The organism is Desulfopila sp. IMCC35008 (genome assembly GCF_010646885.2).
Taxonomy (GTDB): Bacteria; Desulfobacterota; Desulfobulbia; order Desulfobulbales; family Desulfocapsaceae; genus Desulfopila.
On sequence record NZ_CP050700.1, the window covers coordinates 1,347,948 to 1,368,040 of the forward strand.

Consider the following 20,093-nt stretch of genomic DNA (forward strand, 5'->3'; position numbering starts at 1 on the left):
CTGTCCTTTTGTCAGGGGTTATTGCGATAAATTGTCCAGCAGCCATATTGCCTCTGCGATCCCGATGCGTGAATCGCTGTTTATATCTGTCGGCAGGCTGGTGCAGTTGCTCATATCTGGTTGTTCACCGGTTGTGATCCGGAGTATGGCGATGACATCCTGAAGATCGGCATCTCCGTCGCAATCAACATCTCCGGCAACCTCTGCCGCTTCGATATCGAGATAGTTGATATAGCCGATCTTCTCATATTTCCCCATAACCATGGTCAGTTTCCTGTCCCGGACAGTTACCTGTTTTGTCCGGGTTATCCAGCTGTTGCTGGTCTCCTCGTCTTCCATGAAGACCACGCCTTCGATGGAGATGTTCTGATATCGCGGTGTACTCCGTGAGCCGGCAACAGCCGTGACGTTATAGGTACCGTTTGGCAGGTCAAATTCAAAGACGTCGTGGCGACCCCAACTGTCTATAACTGAACTTCCCAGCAATTCCTTTGGTTGTGGGTCGATCCATTGGTCCCAGTGGGCATAGAAGCCTGAATCCGGTACTTCCGCCGCTGGTATCCAGCCATACCCGTCGGTGGTGTTATACTCACTGTTCCCAATCTTCATATAGGTGTTCCCATTGACGATGAGGGGGGTGGCGGTAGGTTCACCGGTCGGGTTCTGGAAGTTGATATAATAATCTTCCGGTGCACCTTCCGAGCGCGGATGAACACTGGATGGAGTCAGGTTGGGAATAGTTGCAATCTCTCCGCCAAGTTTCTGGCCTATAACCTTACGCAGGTTATAGATAAATGCGCTGTCCCGGCTATAGGCAACTGTATCCCCGATAACCTTGTCTGCCAGGGAATCCGCCTGGTTTGTCACCCCGGGATAGGGTGCCTGGGAGTTGTTCAAGAGGTACATATACTCATAGTCTTCAAGTCCGTCCCGCAACATCTCAAGACGGATAGAGGAGACAAAACGATGGTTGTTCGAACCGTAAGAGATAGGTGAACTGTTCTCAGATGGCGGATACATAAGGAAACGATTCCCGTTTTGTCCATAGTCCATCGGTGTTGTCCAGGGATTGGGCGTCCAGGTGTTAAACTGGTAGTAGGCAATGCCGCTTAACCGGTATTTCCAGAGGAACCAGCCTGTAAGTTTACCCTCGATTCCCGGATGATCGATGGTTATCGGGTTGAACCGCGGCAGTCGGGTACCATGCAGGAAATAGATCCAGCTTTCCTCATTATGGTTTGTTAACCGATCCCAGGAGACTGCCGGATTAAATTGAAGACCGAAGTGTGCCAGCCAGATATCGATCTTTGATCCGCTAAAGGCCGGGTGGTTGTATATCTCTGGTTTGGGCTCTTCCGAAACCATCAGCTTGAGGTTTGGAGCCACATTTTTCAACTCCTGTGAATACCAGGCTACCGCATCGTAATCTGCCTGATCCTGCGGTTCATTGGCCATATAATAGTAGGCTTCGTCCAGGTAATTGAGACTTTGCAGATAATTCTGGAGGGCGGTGATATATTCAAACCACTTCGTGTTGTAGGCGGAGTTCGGGTTGTTGGCGGTATACCAGTCCCCCGCACTTCGTGTTTGTCCGCAGAAGGGGGATGGGCGCTGATCCGACGAGGCGTCATTATTTTGAAACGTTGCGGCCATAAACGATGGAAACCCGGTATCACCGTTAAACGGTGACTCAAAGTGACCTGACATCAAGCCGCTGCCGTCCAGAAATCGTGCCGCAGGCTGTTCAAAACCCCATATCCCATCATTATCTGTGAAGGTTCCGTTACAATCATAATTGATATAAGGACCGCCGCCGGTTGAGGTGATACCACCAGACCAGAGTACAGATTTTGGGGTAAGTCGATGGTCAATAAGAAATTGTTTGATCTTGTCGACGTAGAGCCAGTAATCGTCATTGGTCCCTTCTACACCATAATGGGTAAGGATAGTGTTGTGGTTGATGTTCATCTGCGATTTGACATGCAGTTCTTCCGGCAGCATGAAGTCGAAGACGTGAAGATGGATGGGGATCGAGACCGTACCAATGGTGATCGTTGTAGTGTAATCACCGGCAGGGGTTGTCTTCGGTACGTAAACATTGACCCAGAAAGAGGTGTTTTGGTTTGTAGTGACAGGGATGCTGTCACCGTTCTCAATGGGCCATAGCGGGTCAGGGTTCAGCCCTGTTCTGCCGAAATAGTCGGTAACTGTGCTGATGTTGACATATTTGACGACTGATAATTCTGTCTTGATACCGGAGCCGAAGGTGCCCATGGTGACAATAAAACTGCCTGAGGCAGAAGGCTTTAGGATAACCTGGAACGGTTCGAACTCGTTTTTTGCACAATAAATCCGGATGGCTGAACCTGAGTCGGAAGGAACCGGGGCATCTCTGAATATTTTTTCGGCAGGCGGTGCAATCCATATTTGACCTTCATCGGAAGATTGCTCCATTCGGAAGGTCATTTTCTCAAGTTCCGTGGTACTGGCTGGTTTTACAGCCAGGAGAACAAGGAAAACCAGTCGATGGAAGGCGAGGAATTGTCGTAAATGTCTCATTGAGTTGTTGAGCAGGAAAGTGGAAGACTTATTGACTACATTCCTGAATCCTTTAAGTTACTGCATAATTGAACCTGGTCCTGGGTTTTCTGTAGAAAGACCATGTAGTTTTCATCGTCTCCCTGCTGCAGGTACAGGGAGGCTGTGTGCCTGTAGATCACAGCAAGTTCGCATTCCAGGCGTCTTCGGGAGGTTTGTGAGTCCGCCTCATCCTGTTTTTCCAGTTTTGCCAGTTCGTGCTCAAGGTCCTGTTCAAAGTGCTGTAATGTATTTATCGCCGACATGAAATCCATCGTCGGCAGTTGTGGATACAGATTCTCGCTTCTAAAGCGGACCCATTCAAAAGGTTCCTCTTCAGACGAAAAGAAGGCGTGGATGTATTGTTGCAATTCCTGCCGGTAAAAAAAGACAATAACCAGCATGATGATGACTGTAAGTAACTTTTTCAAAGATTTTCTGCAATTGTCTTGATCTGAGCCAAAATACCAATTCTTCGACACACTCCTTCGTACGGTTTATAAAGAATCGTGTAGTAGTGTTAGTATGTTACGTTTTATACCATGATCCAGGTGGCTGAAACAATGATAATCGGGGTGCTTTCATCAGGATACGGTTGAGGCTGGTCTGTTTTCTACGCTATATTCAGGAACCGGTGCAGGTTTCACCTTTATTTTTCAGCGGAATACTGTTACCTGTTTCGGGTTGATGCTGTTTATCGGAAGAAGTCAATATACTGATCAAAACTATGAAAAAATATCTTTTACTTATAGCTGTTGTTGTCTTGTTAGTTGTCCCCGAAACGGGGCAAAGTGGTACAGAACATGAACTCCTCGACTTTGTAGATACAGCCTTGCGTCAAAGTGATGTCGCGTATGATATACGTGATTCAATGACGCTCAGTCAGATGGATATTGAGAGTGCCGAGCATACTTTCGATACCAAGATTGTTCCGCTCACGTCCATCGGTTTTACCCAGGGGACCGGTTCCCAGAAACTGGGACTTGAACTTCGAAAGGAGATCGAGACAGGGGCTTCCATCAGTTACGGGCTGGTGGGTGACAGGGTGGATGAAGACTCGAATTACGTAGTTGAAAACAGTCATGTGGCCCGGGCTTATGTACGGGTGTCTCAGGGATTGTTCCGGCGCTGGGGTAAAGAATATAACCGGACTGATCTGGATGTCGCCGAGCTGAGGGACCGGCAAAAAAAACTGTCTGCAGCCAAGCAGATGCAGCAACTTATCATGTCTACTGCCAAAAAGTATTACACAATGGTGCTGGAGGATCAATTGTTGATCAAATCCAGGGAAGCTCTGAATCGAAGTAAGGAGCATCTGGATTCGGCTGCTTCAAGGCAATCAGTCGGACTTGTCTCGAAGGTGGATGTGTACCGGGCGGAGCTCGCCATGCTCACCGCGGAGAACGAATTGCAGGTGAGAACCCGGCAGCGGGAAAGGGCAATTGATGATTTCCGGGAGTTGTTGCGTCTATCCATGCAGGATGATCTTTCGTGGCAGAAGGAAATATCGAAGATTATACCCGTCATACCTGATACCGAATCTGTAGATGAGGTTATTTTCGATAACCGGCTCGACTGGCAGGAGTATTTAATGCGAACCCAGATCTCGAAGCGAGAGAAATACCAGGTCGATCGCAACCTGATGCCTGATGTCGGGCTCAGTTTTACAGTTGAGCAAAGGGGGGAGGGTGATTCAATTGAAGATGCTGCCGTACTTGATGAGACCAACTGGTCGCTGCAACTTGAGATGAGGTCATCGCTTGATACCTTTAGTGAGGAATCGGCGTTGTTACGAAAAAAAATGGAGTTGTCAAAGCTGCGCAGGGAAGGGGAGGCGTTAAGGCGACAGATCTCCCGCGAATTACGGGATGGACTGGCCGATTTGCAGGTGATGGAGAGAAAGCATCAATTGAGTATTCGTCGTCTTGAACAGGCCAAATTGGCTTTGGAGCTGGCCCAGATTCGTTATGAAAAGGGGCTCAGTGATAATCTCGATGTGATCGACGCGGAGGCCGCATACTCGGATGCCGAACTTTCCATAATGCGCTCGCTTGTCTCCTACAATAATGCGGCTATCAGTCTCGCCAGTGTGATGGGTATACTCAATACGGATTGGCTTCGCATGTCGATCAGTCAGGAGGAAACACTGTAAATGTTGGCTAATTTACAAAAAACGTACGGCTGGTTGTCGTTGGCTCTCATCGGGTTGGTGGTTGTTTCTGTCCTGGTGATGATGAACGTCTCCGATGAACCCAATGAAAAATCTGGAGTTGCACCTGTAAAAGTTGTTCGTGAATCATTTGAGGTTGGTATCACCGAGCGGGGAATTGTACGGCCCGCCAAAATTTCGCCCATTAAATCACAGGTGAGCAGTAACCAGGCAAAAATAGTCTGGATGATCAAGGAGGGAAGTGTTGTCAAAGAGGGTGATGTAGTGGCCAGGTTTGATACCAAACCGTTTCTCGATGAACTCTCAAGGGCGGAGCGGGACAGTGGTGACGCCCAGGCGACACTGATTGCTGCCCAGAAGCTGTTGCTAATGCAGCAGGAAGAGGAGGCAGGGCGGATAGAAGAAGCTGAGCGAAAAGTTGAGATTGCCGGGATTGATGCCCAGAACATCAAAGAAGGGGCCGGTCCACTTGAGAGAAAACAGGTGGAACAGAGGGTGAAGAAGGCCGAGCGTGGCTTTCGATTGGCAAAAAGCAATTATGAAGATATGGAAGTGCTTCTTAAGCGCGGACATGCTTCTCTTCGGGAGCGGGACAAGGCGTCTGACGAATTGGAGACGGCCCGCGAGCAGTTGAACGTGGCCAGGGAAGAATTATACAATTTTGATACCTATAAATGGCCCAAGATGATTCGCGAGGCGGAGTTGCTGGTCAATGGTGCCAGTAGTGAATTGCAGCGGGTTAAGGTGACAGCAGAGCTGAAGATCCAGAATAAGAGGGTGCAGGTAGAGAAGTCCAGACGAAATGTCGCCAACCGCGAGGCTGTGAGAAAAAAAGCGGAAAAGGACCTGGAAAACTGTGAAGTTAAAGCTCCAGCTGACGGTATTCTACTCTACTCCGTGCTGCCGCGTGAAACGGGACGGAGAAAAATCCAGATTGGTGATTCAGTCTGGGTGGGGCAGACATTTCTGGAAGTTCCAGATACCTCTCAGTTGATAGTTGAAGTACAGATCCGGGAGATTGATGTGGCCAAGATTGCGGAAGGGATGCCAGCCAGCGTTGAACTTGACGCCTTTCCCGGTACCAGGTTTTCCGGCGTTGTGGAGGTGATTGCCTCGCTTGCCGAGGACGATGGCAAGAACAGCAACATTCGCAGATTTTACGCCCGAATCAAGTTGCTTGAAAAGAGTGACAATATCCATGTCGGCATGTCCGCCACTGCGGCAATAACCTATCACTCAGTGGTCGATGGATTGACTGTCCCGGTAGGAGCAGTGATGATGAAAGAAGGGAGAACCATGGTTGAAAGGCATTACCAGGGGGCAGTTGAGCTGATTCAGGTGGAGCTTGGTGCACGCGGAGTTGATCGTGTTGAGGTCCTGTCGGGTCTGAAAGAAGGGGATCTTGTTAATCCCACACTCTACTGATAAAGCACGTACCCCTAAAAGACCATTTATTATCGATCCCGCATACTCAATTCCCGGGATTTCTTCAGCTGGAAAAGATGATCCTGACAGCAGAAAAAATAAGTCGCCATTTTGTTATTGGTGAAAGACAGGTTCAGGCTCTCGATACTGTAACATTATCGGTATCGGCCGGGGCATTCCTTGTTATTACCGGGCCCAGCGGTTCCGGAAAGTCAACGCTCTTGAACCTGCTGAGCGGTTTTGATAAACCGAGTACAGGATCGGTCTGTTTTCATGGGCGCGGTCTGGAGACATTAGGAAACAGGGAGGCTGCACTATTGCGAAATAAAGCCTTTGGCTTTATTTACCAGACACCTCATTTGCTGGCGGACAAGACCGTGCTGGAGAACGTGAAGCTCCCTTTTCATTATGGTGAGTGGTGCGATCAGGATGCTGTTACAGACCGTTGTCTGGAGTTGCTCGAATATGTTGGGCTTTCAGATCTGACGGACAGGTATCCCTCTACCCTCTCCGGGGGGGAGATGCAGAGGGTGGTTTTTGCCAGGGCCCTGGCCAGGGAGCCGGAGATCATATTTGCCGATGAACCGACCGGGAGCCTGGATGCGATGAATGCTGAGAAAATTCTGAAAATGCTGAGAGAACAGACCGAAATGGGCAGAAGTGTTATCATGGTTACCCACGATAACGACGCTATACAGTTTGGCAGCTCGCAACTTGTTTTGCGAAAATCACGTTTGGTGGAAAAGGGCCGATGCATTACAGGCAATTGACACTGGATATTCTTGACGCGTTAAAAGGGTTGCGGCGTCGACCGTTGCGTTCGCTTCTTTCCAGCCTTGGGATTGGGATTGGTGTTACTGCTCTCATCGCCATGTTGTCAATTAGTGAAGGAGCCAAACGAAAGGCACTTGCCAAGATCTCCTCTCTTGGGACTGATACCTTGCGCATTGAAGATGCCACTTCGGCAGCCAGGTCGGAACAAGAGAGTCTCGCAAATCTCTCTATCGGATTAACATTTGAAGATGCTGACCGGTTGCGTTCCTGGTTTGGTGACAGGGGTAAAATAGGTTCTTATATCAGGCAGGACAACGTTGTTGTAGCATCCGATACCGCCACGGCGTCTGTTACGTTATTCGGTGTATCCTGGGAATGGTTTACTGCCGAAAAACTGCTTTTCGAGTGGGGACGGCCTATTACCTCCTATGACGAGCAGACGGCCAGACCCTATTTCATTGTTGGTGCAACTGTAGCTAAAAATCTTTCGCTCCATCAAGGGGCGATTCTGAAAGTCGGTGATTTTGCAGGCCCCGTCATTGGTGTATTACAAGAACGGGGGAGCCTTTTGACAGAGGGTACCGGGTTATCGGCGCTTGATTTTGACAAGAGTGTTTTCATGCCGCAGAGTGCCGTGGGTTATGGACGTGTGGTTTCAGGACAAAGACTGCTGGATGGCTTGGTAATAACTCTCCAAAACGCCAGCGAGGATATGGTGCTGAAGGTGGGCTCCTCGGTTTATAAGCAACTCCTGTCCCGCCACAGGCAGGTGGAAGATTTTCGGTTGGTAATTCCCGTCAGCCTCCTGCGTGAGGCGCGTGAAAGTCAGCGTCTCTTCTCCCTCATAATGGGGGCTATAGCAGGACTCTCATTGCTCGTCGGCGGCATTGGTGTGATGAATGTTATGCTTGCTAATATCTCCGAACAGACCAGGGAAATTGGTTTAAGGATGTCCTTGGGTGCGGACAGAATGCGTATTGTCTGGTATTACCTCTGGAACTCTATACTTTTGACTCTTTCCGGTGGGGTCTGGGGAACAGCGGGAGGGCTCCTTGTTGCGTACGGAATCCAGAGGTATGCGGGGTGGGAAGTGGCATTTTCTGCAACTGCGCTGTTTATTGCACCACTTGCAGCCGTCCTGACCGGCCTGGTTTTCGGGCTGCATCCAGCAATGCGTGCTGCCGGGCTTGACCCGGCCGTAGCCCTCAGAGAGTCCTGAGGTTCCCTTAAGGCAAAGATTCCGGATGAACTGAGCAGGAGCAGAGATGTTCAGTTCATCCGGAAAAGTAGGTAGGGGGCGTGACGTAACGTCGTCAGACAACTTTTTTATACGAGGCTCTTCTTCGCTTCCTCAATATTAAAGCCATACGTCTCCGTGACGAAGTCGAGATCTTTATCACCACGGCCGCTCAGGTTTATCAGGATAGAGCCGTGTTTCATCTCCTGTGCCAGCTTCATGGAGTAGGCTACCGCATGGGCACTTTCGAGGGCTGGGATAATTCCCTCAATCCTGCTTAACGTATAAAAACCATCAAGAGTCTCTATATCATTGATTATTTCATAGCTGATCCGGCCCTCATCCTTCAGGGCGCTGTGCTCCGGACCGACACCGGGATAATCCAGTCCACTGGCGATGGAGTAAACTGGCGCGGGTTCACCATTTTCATCCTGCAGCAGATAGCACTTGAAACCATGAATGAGTCCTGGTTTGCCAAAGGCAGCGGTTGCCGCATGGTCCCCGAGGTTCAAAGAGCGTCCACCGGGTTCAATGCCGACGAGTTTTACCGGATCGTTCATAAAACCTGAAAAAATGCCCATCGCGTTACTTCCGCCTCCGACACAGGCGCAAACCGCATCGGGCAGGCAACCGGTCATATCCAGGAATTGTTCCCGTGATTCAACACCGACAACATGCTGAAAGTCACGAACCATCATGGGGAATGGATGCGGGCCAACCACCGAGCCGATGCAGTAGATCGAATTGATCGGATCCTGTAAATAGGCCTGGAAAGCAGAATCAACAGCTTCCTTTAGTGTTTTTAAGCCAAATGAAACAGGCACCACCGTCGCTCCAAGGAGTTTCATACGTATGACATTGGGCGCTTCCTTGGCGATATCAACCTCACCCATGTGGATTTCACACTCAAGTCCAAAATAGGCGGCAGCGGTAGCAAGGGCAACACCGTGCTGTCCGGCCCCTGTTTCAGCAATTAATTTCTTTTTGCCCATATGTTTGGCGAGCAATCCCTCACCCATGCAATGATTCAGTTTATGAGCGCCGGTGTGGTTAAGGTCTTCCCGTTTCAGGTAGATCTGGGCACCACCGCACATTTGGGAAAGACGGTCTGCGTGGTATACCGGGGTTGGTCGTCCCTGATAGTGTTTACGGATAGAGCGCAGTTCCTCGATAAAGCGATGTGTCTTACTTATGGTGAGGTAGGCTTCGGTGATTTTATCCATTTCTTCCTGGAGTTCCGGCGGAATATAAGATCCTCCGTAATCGCCGAAATGTCCTGTGGAGTCGGGATATTGAGCTGGGTACCTGGAAAAATCTTTTGTCATGATAACCTCTTTCCTGCTTAGGATCGTGTTATTATAATAATGGCGTGTCCATTATCATTGATAATCAAGGAGGCTGTCCAGGAATACCTTTTCTCCCTGGATCTTCGTTATTTTGTGAAAATAACACCTGGAATATCAGGTATATACCTGAGCATATATTTCTCAAATGCCTCGATCTGAGAAAAAATGTCTATTCTTGGACAACCTCCTGGAACCAGTTATATGTGCTCTCACAAAGGGAGATGAAAGTAATTCTCGTGGCAACCTCAATAATTAATTTACAACGGTAATGTGAGAATCAAAGAGTAAGTGCCTCATACAAGAAACCATGAAAATAATTGTATGTTCTGAATACTGCAACACATAACTGGGAATTTATTGATCTGTCTTCGGGGCAGGTGAGTTGAAAATGGGGAACAGGGGAAAGGAGGGATGGCACAATTTACCTGATATTAGATGAATAGAACCAGTCACTATCATGCATATCAAAAGAATGGTGAAAAAATATGCCTGTGGAACTGCAGAATTTTAGCCGGATTTTTTGGTTTGACCCATCTCTTTTTGCATCAGGTACACCAGTTTCGGAGCTTTGGGGTGACCATTCTCAGCGGCTAGTTTCCACCAAAAGAGTGCTTTTTCGTAATCCTTCTTCACTCCCTGTCCCTGGGCATACATATTTCCGATGGAGATATGGGCGTCATAGTACCCTTGTTTTGCAGCGGTGCGAAAGCATTTCATTGCCTGCTCATAGTTCTGGGTTCCCCCCTTACCGCTGTTGTACATCAGTCCAAGCAAAAGGTTGGCGTGACCCTTGATCTTGGCGTCTGCTGTCTTGTGGGTTGCTACCTTCTGGTACCAGTATCTCGCTTTTTTATAATCCTGTTCTCCTGTTTTCCCTGAGCTGTAGATATGAGCAATATAACTCTGGGCGTTGACATCACCGGTTTTGGCACGATGTACGAGTCGGGGATCACAGGTATTAGAGGCAAAAGATGTTTCGATGAAGACAACAAGGAGGAATGCTAATGCCGGCAGGATTCGATAGATAATTGATTGGGTCAAGGTGCATTCTCCGGAGTAGCGGTGTTATGAAGTTGTTGCTCCGTTTCAATCCTGCTAGTTAGCCAACTGTTCAGATTTTCAATTAAATATGATAGAAATAGGTATATATACCTATTGGTTGGAAAACGCAAGTTTTTAGTGTCCCCAGCTGAGATGGTTCAAACACCTCGCCTTCGAGTCGATGGTCGTGCAGTGGTTTATATTGCTGTCGTATGTTGTTCCCGTGCTCAAAACAGCAGGGAGTATGGTGGTACTACCGTGAGAAAGAATTCCTGGAAGGATTTGTTTGGTGAGTGTTATTGTCAGAAAAACGGGGAAAATATTTTTTGGGAATAAAAAATCCCGAAAGAATGGTGGGCAGCATTCTTTCGGGATTTCCTGTTACTGAAAGCTAACCGAGGTGTCTCAGCTCGCTTCAGTTTGCAGCTGGGCTTCCTGAACCGGTTTTGGGTCGATCCATGGCTTACCGACAGGAAGAACGTCGCGGCCAAAGATCTGCAGATAGATGACATGGGCCATCATGTACCAGGCGTTTAAGGCACAGGCGATAAGAACATAAGCGGCAACCTTGGTCATCGCCGGATAACCGAAATGGGCGAGATCAAGAAGGATAAAACCAATTAAGAGCAGGGTGAATGTTGAAGCCATTGCTCCATGGATCCGCAGAGCGGCAAACCACAGGATAACTGTATAGAGTGTCCAGGCAACGAGGAAATATCCAACATCGGTTCCGCTTGATTTATAAACGTCGTATTTATTCATTAAAAGAATAATGGCGAGCGCTATCCAGAATGCACCGTACGAAACAAAAGCACTGTAACCAAAGTTATTTCCGACCTTGAATTCCTGATAGCCTGCGATCAATTGGGCGAGACCACCAAAAATCAGTCCGAGGGCTACGATTGGGCCGAGGCCGCACAGTCCGAGATTGTGAAACTGGAGTATCAGAGTCGTTAAACCAAAACCTGCAAGACCGACTACCGCGGGATTTCCAAGTGCTACTTTCGAATCTGCCATTATCTTCCTCCTGGGTTAAAAATGGAATGTTGGTTGTTCTTTCGTTTGGTTAGTGGTGGACGAACATGGGTTATGCCAATTGGTAAAGCAAGGTTTGTGCCATGAAGATAAAAAGGTCGTAACATACTAAAATTAAATCAATAAACATGTTATTGTTTGAGAGTAACGAGCTACAACTAAAGTTGTGGTAATTGACGGATTAATATCAAAAGAACGATTTAACAACCAGATAGTGGACACAACCAAAATTGTCGCTACAACTTTTATTGTAGGCCCTTGAGGTGCCTATTTATGTTGGCTTTTTAACCTCTTCGAAAGAGCTTGCTGGGAAATGCCCAGCATTGAGGCTGCGATGGACTGGTTGTTGCCAGCCCGGCGCAAGGCTTCTTCAATGAGCATAGTTGTTGCCTGTTTTATACTTGGCAAGGGGTCTGCGTATCGAAAGGGGAGACCTGTATTATCAATATCTTGTGTTGCTTCTGTGGTGGATCTTGAGCGAGCCATATGTTCGCGGAATACGGCCATGGAAAGAGTACCGTTCTTGTGTTGGGCAACAGCATCGAAAACCATAGCCTGGAGCTCCCGGACATTGCCTGGGAAGTGATACGTCGATAACTGGTGAAGCAACTCAGGAGGCAGTGAAGGTGCCTGCTTTTTTAAAGCATCAGCGGCACTGGTTACAAAATGGTGTATGAGAAGCGGTAAATCCTCTTTTCTTTTATTGAGAGGCGGCACCTGAATGCGGTGTGTTGCCAGCCTGTAATGAAGATCCTGGCGGAAGGTTCCTTCTTGTCGTTGCTGCCATAACTCGACATGGGTTGAAGTGACAATGCGGGCATTGCTAAACGAGATCTTGTCCTGGCCCAGAGGGATGTATTCACCTTCCTGCAGGAGGCGTAGCAGCTTGACCTGTGATGCCGGGCTGAGATCCCCGATTTCGTCAAGAAAGAGTGTGCCGCCGGAGGCCCTTTCAATGAGTCCGGCCCTGGAGGCCTCAGCGCCGGTGTAAGCTCCCTTGACATGGCCAAAGAGAGTATCTGAAAAGACATTGTCATCAAGGCCAGCTACATTAACTGCCACAAACTCACCTTTACGCCCACTGACCCGATGAATAGAGCGGGCAATAAGTTCTTTGCCGGTACCGGTGTCTCCCTGGATGAGCACCGGTTGATCTGTTTTGCCGACAGACTCGATATATTCAAAGATGGCAATCATCTCTTTACACTGGGTGATAATTTCCTCAAACAACTCTGGGTGAAAGAGTTTGACTGTATTCGCCTCATAGCTGCCGCGATCACCTGATGCAGCTTGCACGGCCGCCTGCGCTTTTTCAACGGCCTCAAGCAGGCGCTCTTCCTCTACAGGTTTAACAATATAATCAAAGGCCCCTGTCTTCATACACTCCACCGCTGTTTCGGCGTCAATTTTACCGGTAATGACGATAATGGGGATGTGGGGATGTCGGGCGGCTATGCCTTCGATTATTTCTTCACCGCTGATATGCGGCATATTAAGGTCGAGCAGGATAGTGCTTGGTAATCGCTGTTCGATAATGGCCAGGGCCTGCCTGCTTTCACTGCATGTGAGTATATTGTTGTATCCTGACATTTGCAGGATGGTATCTATGGAGAGGAGTATCGATTCTTCATCGTCGATAACCAGGATTGGGTCGTGGGGAATTGTTTGTTGAGTCATATCATTCTTCCTGCAATTTCATCATGTCTGTAGCGCGGTAATCGAACGGTAGCAGTTGTGCCACTGCCTGGAGTCGACTTGAAATGGAGCCAACCGCTATGGTTCCGTATAATTGTATCGGAAATCGCGAGCCCCAGACCTGTTCCGCTGCTTTCTCGTTTGGTCGTAAAAAAAGGATCCTTGATCCGTTCGAGAAGATCGGCTTCCATACCTTTGCCATGATCACTGACTTCAAGGATGATTTCTTCCGATTCCTCAATATAATAGGTTGATACGCTGAGTAGCTGGTCACGGTCCATAAGGGCCTGACAGCCGTTCATGATGAGGTTGATAACCACCTGTTCCAGTCGTTGGCTGTTGCCGAGCAAGGTCGGCAGGTTTTCGTCGTAGCACACTTCAAAACTGGATGTTGCCTTATTAATAAGGCTGGAGAGCAGGCCGACTGAGGTGCGTACTACCTCGTTAAGGTTTACTGCTTCCTGTTGTTCGGAAGGTCGTTGTCGGGCAAATTCCTTAAGGTCGCCAACGATACGTCGAACCCGGCTCACACCCTCCTGGGAGAAGTGTAGAAGTTTCGGCATGCGATCACGGAGCTGGGGGTAGGTCATGCCACCTACTTCAAAATCGCCGAATTTACGGTGATAGTCATCGAGAACGGGACGGCTGCTGTCCCAGAATCGTTCATAAACCTGGAGGTTCAGCATGACCGATGAGATTGGATTATTGATCTCATGGGCGACACCGGCCACCAGGGTCCCGAGAGCAACCATTTTATCCGTTTGCATTAGTTGCTCCTGCCTCAGTTTGGCCTCAGCTTCAGCTTTCTTTTTATCTGAAATATCCCGTGCTGTCATGAGGAGGGAGCGGAGGCCCGCAGGGGTATCCATAACCGCAAAAGTGGCCTCTATAGGGAGCGAGGCAGAGTCTTCCTTGATAAAGGAGAGCTCAAGAAAGGATGAGTCGTTTTCTTCACTGCTTTCTTCACTAAGCCTGCTTTTAAGGGTGTGCTTGTCAGTGTCTGGTATGATGTCGAATATGGGGCGAAACTGGATAGTCCGGATGGAATAGCCGCATTTTTTATAAAATGCGGTATTGGCAAAGGTGATTCTCAGGTTTTCGTCAACGACAAGGATCATTTCCCTGGCTGTTTCAGTGAGCAACCTGTACCTGTTTTCGCTTTTTATCAGCGAGATCTCTATCTCCCGGCGTCTGTTTTCCACTGAAGCACCCTGCCATAATATATAGACGGACAAGAGAGCTATGACAGCAAGTATTCCCAGGAAGATAAAGGTCATGTTCCTGGTGATGGAGGTTATCTGGCTATGAATATCCTCAACATAAACACCGGTGCCGATAATCCAGTGCCAGGGGGCATATTCCTGGACATAGGAGATTTTGGAAAAAATTCTTGTCGGGTCGTCCTGCCACTGCCAGTGGTAGTTGACAAAACCGGCACCGGTCTCCTTGACTGTAGCCAGAAAGGCCTGGAAAAGTTTCTTTCCTGCCGGGTCTTTCTCATCGGTGACATCCTTTCCTTCAAGATCCGGGCGGTATGGATGCATAATCATGCGCGGATGGGTATCGTTGATCCAGAAGTAGTCTTTGTTGTCAGGACCGTAACGTAAACTTCTGAGGTGGTCAGCGGCCTGTTTCTTGGCATTGTCAGTACTGATTGACCCCTGGTCGGCAAGATGGGCGTAGTAGGTGACTGAACTAATAGCAGATTCACTGAGGGCGTGGATCATTTCACGCTTTCGGTCCATCAGGTGATCTTCTACTTTAGGAAGAATAAAACCGAAAAAGGTAATGATGAAAAGGAACATGGAGAGCAAAACGGGCAGTAATATCTTCACCGGTGGGGTTTGCGGGAAATGAACTCGTGGAAACCTGGATGGTGAGGCATGCTCCATGTTCGGTTTTGTTACCTGTTCCTTTTTGGCCTGAGATATCATTTTTTATTTCACCTGCAGACGAAAACGCTATTTAACTATGTTGATACAGCTTTATATATCCTTTCCGGCAGTCAGGAGATACAAAAAATCTGATCTATACATACAGGAAAAGTGAATAGGGGTTTAACGGTTTGTATTGAATGAGAAAAGTATGGGTTGTGATTGCGTTTTTCCATCATAACATTAATAGTTTAATGATTCAGAACAATAAGTAATTATTGCATATTTTATAAACTTAATTTGATATACAGAGCTACGAGTAACAATGTTACAGTAACTATTACTGTTTTTCTTCATCCTGTCAATAAATCTACCGTATAATAGAGAGATATGGTAAAAAAGTTGCAAATAACATAATTTCTTAATGAGAAAAATATCATAGTTGTTTGATATTTTAATATTCTATAAGTTGTTGATAATAAATGAATTAAAAAATCAAGACAGTTTTTCAATCACGGATTGATGCGACATTGAAGTAACATTGTTAAATAAAACGCTTGAAGTATTCATATCATTACTGTATACAAGTGGGAGTGGTTAGGGTGGACAGATGGACCAATCTCAGACCAAAAGGGGAGTAATATGACTAGTTTTGATGCCGTATTTCAAAGTAGTATCAACAACCCGGAAGAATTTTGGGGGGAAGCCGCCAAAGGGATCACGTGGTACAAGTGGTGCGACAAAGTCCTCGATGATTCAAACCCGCCGTTTTACCGATGGTTTAAGGGCGGGAAGATGAACACCTGTTTTAATGCTATCGACAGACATGTTGACGATGGTCGCGGCGACCAGACGGCAATTATTTACGATAGTCCTGTAACAAACACCATCCAGAAAATTACCTACAACGAACTTCTGGACCAGGTATCTACCTTTGCCGGTGCTCTCACCGATCAGGGAGTAACCAAGGGCGATACCGTAATCATCTATATGCCGATGATTCCGCAGGCGGCTGTCGCCATGTTGGCCTGTGCCCGTATTGGTGCTGTCCATTCGGTTGTGTTCGGTGGGTTTGCTGCTCATGAACTCGCAATCCGTATCGACCATGCTCAACCAAAATTGATTGTCACCGCATCTGGCGCCCTCGAAGGTGCTAAGACACTGTCGTATAAACCCCTGATTGATGCTGCCATTGAGCAGTCCACACACTCTGTGGAAAAAGTCATCCTCTATCAACGGGATTTCGTAACTTCCGATATGATCGAGGGACGTGATTTCGATTGGAACGAAGTGGTTGCCAAGGCCAGCCCGGTAGGGTGTGTTGAGCTTGACGCCACCGATCCTCTCTATATCCTTTATACCTCCGGCACCACTGGAATGCCGAAAGGTGTTCTTCGTGACAACGGTGGTCATGCCGTGGCCCTGCACTGGACTATGAAGGCACTCTACGACATCAATCCTGGTGAAGTATGGTGGTCTGCATCAGATGTCGGTTGGGTTGTTGGTCACTCTTACATCGTATATGCGCCGTTACTCCAGGGGTCAACCACGGTCTTCTACGAAGGTAAACCGATTGGGACTCCGGATGCAGGAGCGTTCTGGCGTGTTATTTCTGAGCATAATGTAAAGTGCCTGTTTACCGCACCGACCGCTTTCAGGGCGATCAAGAAAGAAGATCCGAATGGTGAACTGTATAAGAAATACGACGTGTCCAAATTTGAGTGTCTCTATCTGGCAGGTGAGAGAACCGATCCTGATACATTGGATTGGGCTACTGACCTGTTGAAAGTTCCTGTCATTGATCACTGGTGGCAGACTGAGACCGGTTGGGCCATTGTCGGTAACTGTCGCGGTATCGAAGAAAAACCGGTTAAGGTCGGTTCACCGACTCTGCCGATGCCTGGCTGGGATGTTCGCATCGTTGATAACGATGGGCAGGAAGTTCCGCCGAATACAGAAGGAAATATCGTTGTCAAACTGCCGCTTCCTCCGGGAACACTCACGACACTGTGGCGGAATGACGAACGTTTTATCAAATCGTACATGACTACCTTCCCTGGTTATTATGAGACCAGTGACGGTGGCTTCATGGATGAAGACAGGTATGTTTACGTCATGGGACGTATGGACGATGTTATCAACATTGCTGGTCATCGTCTCTCTACCGGTGCCATGGAAGAGGTTATTGCTGGTCATCCTGACATCGCCGAATGTGCCGTATTCGGTACCGATGACAAGATGAAAGGCCAGCTGCCTGTAGGTCTGTTTGTACTGAAGGCAGGTGTTGACCGCGATGCTGAGGATATTAAGAAGGAATTGATACAGATGGTCAGGGACCAGATTGGTCCGATCGCCTGTTTCCGTGATTCGGCTCAGGTTGCCCGTCTGCCGAAGACTCGTTCCGGTAAGATCCTGCGCGGTACCATGCGCTCAATCGCCAACGCCAAAGAGTACAACATGCCTTCCACTATCGATGATCCTGCCATCCTGGATGAGATCACCGAAACACTCAAGACAATTGGATATCCGAAGTAATTATCTGATGTCTTGAATCATTACAGTAAGTAGCGTTATCGCTGAAATCCATTCATTACATTAGCAGCAGCCGGTCCTGAAAGGGGCCGGCTGCCTCTCAAGGGGGTATTTATGAAAATTCATGAATATCAGGCCAAAGAACTGTTCTCTAAATACAATGTACCTACCCTATCCGGTGGGGTCGCAGACAGCGTGGAACAAGTCGATAAGATCGCAGCGGATCTTGGACTTCCTGTAGCTGTCAAGGCCCAGATTCACGCCGGGGGCAGGGGCAAAGGCGGAGGTGTTAAGCTGGCCAAAACAGCAGAAGAGGTAACCCAGGTAGCTGGCGAAATTCTGGGAATGACACTGGTAACCAAGCAGACCGGTCCGGAAGGGCGACTGGTACGCAAGGTGCTGGTGGAAAAAGGTGTCGCCATTAAAAAGGAATTGTATCTCTCAATTATTCCTGATCGTGAGACGGCGACAATCGCTATCGTCCTCAGTCAGGATGGTGGCATGGATATCGAGGAAGTTGCGGCTTCGACTCCCGAGCGAATTATCAAGGTTTATGTGAATCCCCTGACCGGCATCCAGGGTTTTCATCTTCGCCAGGCGATGTTCGGTCTGGAGCTGGAGAAAGAGCTGATGAAACCTTTCGGCAAGGTTCTCGGCGGCCTCTATAAACTGTTTGTCGACTACGACTGTTCCATGGTCGAGATTAACCCCCTCATTATTACGGAAGACAATGAAATCATCGCCCTCGATGCGAAGATGGATATTGACTCCAACGCGGTCTATCGTCACCCTGACGTGCAGGAAATGCACGATCCTTTCGAGGATGATCCTTCGGAAGCAGAAGCAGCCAAGTTTAACCTCAACTACATTAAACTCGACGGTAATGTCGGCAACATGGTCAACGGTGCAGGCCTTGCCATGGCAACCATGGATATTATCAAGCAGGCAGGCGCAAACCCTGCCAACTTCCTTGATGTCGGTGGTGGTGCCAGTGCAGATCAGGTTGAAAACGGATTCCGCATTATCCTCAGTGATCCCAATGTGAAAGGTATTTTAATTAATATCTTCGGCGGTATCCTGCGGTGTGACGTTCTTGCCTCCGGCGTTGTTCAGGCGGCCAAGAAAGTGGAACTTTCCGTTCCGGTGGTGGTCCGGATGGAAGGAACCAATGTGGAGGAAGGCCGGAGAATCCTGGCTGAGTCGGGTCTGAACCTTATCAACGCAGCAGATCTTGCCGATGCAGCAAGCAAGGTTGCCGAGATTGTAGCGTAATAGGTTCTGGATTGGGTTAACGGAATGTGGTTGGTTGAAAGAATAGGATTACCGGTGGCAGTCTTGATATTCGATACTGTCACTGGTGCATAACATAATATAGGTGCGAAATGGCCATATTTATTAACAACGAAACAAAAGTTCTCGTTCAGGGAATAACAGGTAAGGAAGGCCAGTTCCATACCCGGCAGTGCATCGAATACGGCACCAAGGTTGTCGCGGGTGTCACTCCGGGCAAGGGCGGCCAGAAAATGGACGATGTTCCGGTATTCAATACCGTGGCAGATGGCCGCAAACAGACCGGGGCAAATGCCTCGATGATTTTTGTGCCCCCGCCGTTTGCAGCGGATGCAATCCTGGAAGCGGTGGACGCGGGAATGGAAATGATCGTGTGCATCACGGAAGGTGTACCGGTCATGGATATGATGAAGGTTAAAAATTACCTGGCACAGAAAGGTACGAGTCGTCTTATCGGACCGAACTGCCCTGGTATAATCACCCCCGGTGAATGCAAAATCGGAATTATGCCAGGTCCGATACATACCCCGGGTGGCCCGGTAGGTGTTGTTTCACGCTCAGGAACCCTTACGTATGAAGTTGTTCACCAATTAAGTGAAGTGGGGCTTGGCCAGACAACATGTGTCGGTATCGGCGGTGACCCAGTAAATGGTACCGGCTTTATCGACTGCCTGGAGAAATTCAATGAAGACCCCAATACCGAAGCGGTTGTAATGGTCGGTGAGATTGGCGGCAGTGCAGAAGAAGACGCAGCAGCCTGGATTAAGGAGAATATGAGTAAGCCTGTGGTTGGTTTTATTGCAGGCTTAACTGCTCCTCCAGGGCGCAGGATGGGGCATGCAGGTGCCATCGTCAGTGGCGGTAAAGGCACGGCAGAGGCGAAAATAGAGGCCATGGAAGAGTCCGGAATATACGTATGCAAGGATCTCGGTCATTTAGGACGGTTATGTAAAGAGGCTTTTGCGTGATAATACGGTTCTTCGGAGAGGGATATACTCTTTAAACCTCTCCGAAGGTCGTTTTTAATCGAGGCTGCTATCGAAAAATCTACATTGGCTCATCTCTGTGCCGTATCTATACTTTTTTCTAAGAAATGG

General features: G+C 48.3%; 14 protein-coding genes. 7 read left to right on the plus strand and 7 right to left on the minus strand.

Translation table 11 applies throughout. The features are described 5' to 3' along the window. Nucleotides 1-18: 18 nt before the first annotated feature. Together GA520_RS06145 and GA520_RS06150 are read right to left on the minus strand one after the other, a co-directional pair. Nucleotides 19-2,559, minus strand: coding sequence for a glycoside hydrolase domain-containing protein (locus tag GA520_RS06145; RefSeq protein WP_163339076.1), 2,541 nt, complete (start codon nucleotides 2,557-2,559; stop codon nucleotides 19-21). Nucleotides 2,560-2,594: 35 nt separating this feature from the next. Beyond that, nucleotides 2,595-3,008: a hypothetical protein gene (locus GA520_RS06150; RefSeq protein WP_163339075.1), complete on the minus strand. Its 414-nt coding sequence runs from the start codon at nucleotides 3,006-3,008 to the stop codon at nucleotides 2,595-2,597. 296 nt (nucleotides 3,009-3,304) lie between these two features. Between GA520_RS06150 and GA520_RS06155 the strand changes: the two genes are divergently transcribed. The 4 genes from GA520_RS06155 (at nucleotide 3,305) to GA520_RS06170 (ending at nucleotide 8,165) form a co-directional block, all read left to right on the plus strand. Next, nucleotides 3,305-4,729 carry a TolC family protein gene (locus GA520_RS06155; protein WP_163339074.1) on the plus strand — a complete coding sequence of 475 codons (1,425 nt, stop codon included), beginning with the start codon at nucleotides 3,305-3,307 and terminating at the stop codon, nucleotides 4,727-4,729. Then, nucleotides 4,730-6,172 (plus strand): efflux RND transporter periplasmic adaptor subunit, encoded by a 1,443-nt coding sequence (locus GA520_RS06160; protein WP_163339073.1) that lies wholly within the window; start codon nucleotides 4,730-4,732, stop codon nucleotides 6,170-6,172. A 77-nt stretch (nucleotides 6,173-6,249) separates the two neighbouring features. After that, nucleotides 6,250-6,942 (plus strand): ABC transporter ATP-binding protein, encoded by a 693-nt coding sequence (locus tag GA520_RS06165; protein WP_163339072.1) that lies wholly within the window; start codon nucleotides 6,250-6,252, stop codon nucleotides 6,940-6,942. Then, nucleotides 6,924-8,165: an ABC transporter permease gene (locus GA520_RS06170; protein WP_163339071.1), complete on the plus strand. Its 1,242-nt coding sequence runs from the start codon at nucleotides 6,924-6,926 to the stop codon at nucleotides 8,163-8,165. The genes GA520_RS06165 and GA520_RS06170 overlap by 19 nt, the downstream gene beginning before the upstream one ends. A 107-nt stretch (nucleotides 8,166-8,272) precedes the next feature. On the opposite strand, the gene trpB is transcribed toward GA520_RS06170, so the two are convergent. The 5 genes from trpB to GA520_RS06195 all read right to left on the minus strand — a co-directional run bounded on the left by trpB (nucleotide 8,273) and on the right by GA520_RS06195 (nucleotide 15,234). Next, a complete protein-coding gene (gene trpB / locus GA520_RS06175) occupies nucleotides 8,273-9,508 on the minus strand; it encodes a tryptophan synthase subunit beta (RefSeq protein WP_163339070.1) in 1,236 nt (411 codons plus the stop codon). A gap of 528 nt (nucleotides 9,509-10,036) precedes the next feature. Then, entirely contained in the window at nucleotides 10,037-10,570 is a 534-nt protein-coding gene (locus GA520_RS06180) for a tetratricopeptide repeat protein (protein WP_163339069.1), read from the minus strand. A gap of 405 nt (nucleotides 10,571-10,975) precedes the next feature. Continuing rightward, nucleotides 10,976-11,587, minus strand: coding sequence for an acetate uptake transporter family protein (locus GA520_RS06185; RefSeq protein WP_163339068.1), 612 nt, complete (start codon nucleotides 11,585-11,587; stop codon nucleotides 10,976-10,978). A 285-nt stretch (nucleotides 11,588-11,872) separates the two neighbouring features. Then, complete coding sequence (locus tag GA520_RS06190) at nucleotides 11,873-13,282, minus strand: sigma-54 dependent transcriptional regulator (RefSeq protein WP_163339067.1); 1,410 nt, start codon at nucleotides 13,280-13,282, stop codon at nucleotides 11,873-11,875. Next, nucleotides 13,279-15,234: a cache domain-containing protein gene (locus GA520_RS06195; RefSeq protein ID WP_163339066.1), complete on the minus strand. Its 1,956-nt coding sequence runs from the start codon at nucleotides 15,232-15,234 to the stop codon at nucleotides 13,279-13,281. The genes GA520_RS06190 and GA520_RS06195 overlap by 4 nt, the downstream gene beginning before the upstream one ends. Before the next feature lie 582 nt (nucleotides 15,235-15,816). Between GA520_RS06195 and GA520_RS06200 the strand changes: the two genes are divergently transcribed. The 3 genes from GA520_RS06200 to sucD all read left to right on the plus strand — a co-directional run bounded on the left by GA520_RS06200 (nucleotide 15,817) and on the right by sucD (nucleotide 19,964). Continuing rightward, on the plus strand, nucleotides 15,817-17,709 hold the full coding sequence (locus tag GA520_RS06200; protein WP_163339065.1) for a propionyl-CoA synthetase: 1,893 nt from the start codon (nucleotides 15,817-15,819) through the stop codon (nucleotides 17,707-17,709). A 111-nt stretch (nucleotides 17,710-17,820) separates the two neighbouring features. Beyond that, nucleotides 17,821-18,978: an ADP-forming succinate--CoA ligase subunit beta gene (sucC, locus tag GA520_RS06205; protein ID WP_163339064.1), complete on the plus strand. Its 1,158-nt coding sequence runs from the start codon at nucleotides 17,821-17,823 to the stop codon at nucleotides 18,976-18,978. A 110-nt stretch (nucleotides 18,979-19,088) separates the two neighbouring features. Then, nucleotides 19,089-19,964, plus strand: a complete 876-nt coding sequence (gene sucD, locus GA520_RS06210) for a succinate--CoA ligase subunit alpha (protein ID WP_163339063.1) — start codon at nucleotides 19,089-19,091, stop codon at nucleotides 19,962-19,964. Nucleotides 19,965-20,093: the final 129 nt, after the last annotated feature.